Origin of the sequence: Frankia sp. AgB1.9, from assembly GCF_016786355.1 — a bacterium.
Lineage (GTDB): Bacteria > Actinomycetota > Actinomycetes > Frankiales > Frankiaceae > Pseudofrankia.
Genome location: NZ_JADWYX010000250.1, coordinates 1 through 2,880 on the forward strand (window position 1 = coordinate 1; position 2,880 = coordinate 2,880).

Annotated in this window: 2 protein-coding genes and 2 pseudogenes; 1 reads left to right on the top strand and 3 read right to left on the bottom strand. The window is 73.5% G+C overall.

All coding sequences use genetic code 11. The features are described from left to right. The 3 genes and pseudogenes from I6A60_RS40860 to I6A60_RS40870 all read right to left on the bottom strand — a co-directional run. Positions 1-506 (bottom strand): annotated as a pseudogene (locus tag I6A60_RS40860) (GGDEF-domain containing protein); the annotation flags it as partial. Positions 507-1,104: 598 nt separating this feature from the next. Beyond that, positions 1,105-1,263, bottom strand: coding sequence for a hypothetical protein (locus I6A60_RS40865; protein WP_203017260.1), 159 nt, complete (start codon positions 1,261-1,263; stop codon positions 1,105-1,107). Between the two features lie 3 nt (positions 1,264-1,266). Continuing rightward, positions 1,267-2,313, bottom strand: a complete 1,047-nt coding sequence (locus I6A60_RS40870) for a class E sortase (protein WP_203017259.1) — start codon at positions 2,311-2,313, stop codon at positions 1,267-1,269. A gap of 249 nt (positions 2,314-2,562) precedes the next feature. Between I6A60_RS40870 and I6A60_RS40875 the strand changes: the two are divergent. Then, positions 2,563-2,880, top strand: a pseudogene (locus I6A60_RS40875) (hypothetical protein); the annotation flags it as partial.

Consider the following 2,880-nt stretch of genomic DNA (forward strand, 5'->3'; position numbering starts at 1 on the left):
CGCGACGATGGCGGACCCGGCCAAGGTGGCCCCGGCCAAGGCGGCCCGGCACGGGGCTGACCGGCCCCGGGCTGACCGGCGGCGCGGCCCGCGGCGGGGCGGGCGCGGCCGGGACGGCGGCGCACGGCGCGACGCACCCCGGCGACCAGCCAGCCCGGGGCCAGCACGCTGGGCAGCCGAGGCTGGCGGACCAGCCCGCCCGCGCTCGCCCCGACCGGGCTCGGCACCGGGTAGGCGGGGTTCGCGACCGGCCGCGGCCGACTGCGCGGCATCGGCGCTGTCGGGCTGTCCCCCGCACGCGGGGCCAGCGCGACCGCCCCCGGCGCGGCGCCGGCCCCCTCGGTCGTCACCGTCCCCGCGGCCAGATCCGTGAGGTCCGTCGGTTGGGTGGTGGGCTCCCGACCGGTCGACCGGTCGGCCCCCGCCACCGCCGGTGGCCCGGCTGGCCGCGCGGCCGCGCCGACGTCACGCGGGCTGCCGCCGCCGGTCCCGATCGCGGTCACCATCGGACCGCCACGCACTCACCCAGCGCCGTGCGAGCACACTGCGCCGTCGTCCAGATTTGCCTGTGCATCAGTCCCCCAACGATGATGCTCACCTGCCTGCGCGCCAAAGACGTCGCTGTTCGCGACCATTCCGGATGTTTGACCGGCCGCCCCGACGGCCGTGAGCGCCGCTCGCCGGCGACACCCCCGAATTGCGGCAGCGCGAACCCCGCGGCCCGGATCGCCCGGACCACTGGTAGATACGTTGACGCGCGACCAGTTCGCCGTCCCTGGATAGGGCGGTTCATACCGGACCGCGCCGTCCGACCACTCCGCGCATGGCTCGGGAGATTATCCGAACCCAGGTGAAATCTGGAGGGGGAATTCTGCCCGGATGGGCGTCGCTGCCCGCTACTCCGCAGGTTTTTGCTGGTAGGCGCGGCAAAAGACGGGCAGGCATCCGGAGAGTGCCACGAAGTGGCCTCTTTGCCGCTGGGCTGGTAGGTCGGCGCGCACCGCCCATCCGGCCGGCGGCCGGCCCAACCCGGTCGCGGACAGCCGGAACCATCCGAGCCGGGGTGACGGAACCGCTAGACCGCCAAGTCGGGGACGGTCACGCTCAGCGCTGGACCGTCACGTCGTTGAGCGGTACGAAGGGCTCAATCGCCGGGAAGGCCACGAAGAGCAACAAGGTCACCACGACGATGACCAGAAGCAGAGCCAACAGCGCCCGGACCGGCGTCGGACCCGGCAGATGGCGGTAGATCCAGCCGTACACCGGTCAGCCCTCCACTGGCTCGAACGGCACTCCCACACCGGGGGCCTTCATGACGGTCTTGTCGAGCTTCGCGAACACGATGAGCCTGGTTTTCGCGGAGTACTTCGGGTTGCAGGTCGTCATCGTCATGACCGCCGCCGTCGGAACCTTGCCGGCCTGTTCGGGAACCGGATACGTGACATCCAGCCGGGTCGGCGCGACAACTTCGGCTCTGGTCATCCGGTAGACGTAGTAACGGTCGGATACCTCGACTACTACCTGGTCCCCAGGGCGCAGCTCGTCAAGCTCGTTGAAAGGCTTTCCGTAGGTGGTCCGGTGTCCCGATACGACGAAGTTACCTATTTCCCCGGGCATTGCCGTTCCCGGATAGTGGCCGGGGCCTTCCTGGAGCTGGGCCTCGCCGACGCCTTCGACGATGACCGGCGCGTAGTCGGCACCGAGGCGCGGAATGTGCAGCTCGGCGAAGCCCGCGCCGACCGCCGGATGCAGTGGCGCGGCGGGCGGCGGCGGGGCCGGCGTCGCGGGCCGGGCCGGTGCCGCCCAGGTCGCCGCCAGCTTGTTGTGCAGCCGGCTCTGGGTCCGCGCCTGGAAGATGTCCGTGATCCACAGCTCGTAGGCCAGGAACAGCGCGACGACCAGCCCGAGCGTGATCAGAAGCTCCCCGGCCCCGCGCACGACGGCGCCGCCGATCCGGGCGCGACGCGGCCGTCCTCGCCGGCCCGGGGGCGCCTGCTGGGGCGCCGCCGAGGCGGGCGGTTCCGAGACGGCGAGCGGGTCCGAGACGGCGGGGGGATCTGACGTGACGGGCGGGGCCGACGTGGCGGGCGGGGCGATGGATGGCCGGAGGTCGCCCGCGGCCGGGGCCGGCCAGGTCCCTGAGGGGTCGACCGATCGGGGCGCGGCGAGGCGATCACCGTCGTGCGGGTCGGCCTGGCGGGGCACGCGTCCGGCGAGCGGAAACTCAGCGAGCAGAGGGTCAGCGAGCAGAGGGTCAGCGAGCGAATCGGCCTGGTACTCGCCGATCGGGTCGCCGTCCGCCGCTCCCGCCATGTGGCCACCATAGGTGATTGAGAGATCACTTCTGGCGAGCAAGGGTAGGCGTCGGGCCGGTGCCGGTCGCATCCCGCGCAAACCCGGCCGACCACACCAGCCTCCAGCAGGGCGGGACACCTGGCCACCAGGTGGGCCGGCGTCCGCGACACGGGAGCAGGTCCGCCCACGACCGGCGGATCCAGAACTACAATCCGCGATGGTCAGATGACAGATTGTTCGGTCGGGTCGGACAAAGGATCCTCGTCGGTGCGCAGTCTGCGGTCAGTGTCCCCCTGGACCGGGGTGTCGGGCTCCCCGGACACCAGACGGCCAGGGGCCTCGAGCCCACCGGGGACGGCGGGCTCCGCCGGGCCGTCGGCCGGGGCGCCACGGGTGCTGCTGCTGGCCGCTCCGGACGGGACGGGCGGCGGGGTTGACCGGTACGTCGCCGCCGTCGAGGAGGCCCTGATCGCCGGCGGCGCCGCGCTGACCCGGCTCAACCACCCGCCGGCCGCCGACCCGGGCGCGGGGGGGCCGCGCGCCCCCCCGGGGGGCCGGGCCCCGCGGGGGGGCCGCCCCCCCCCC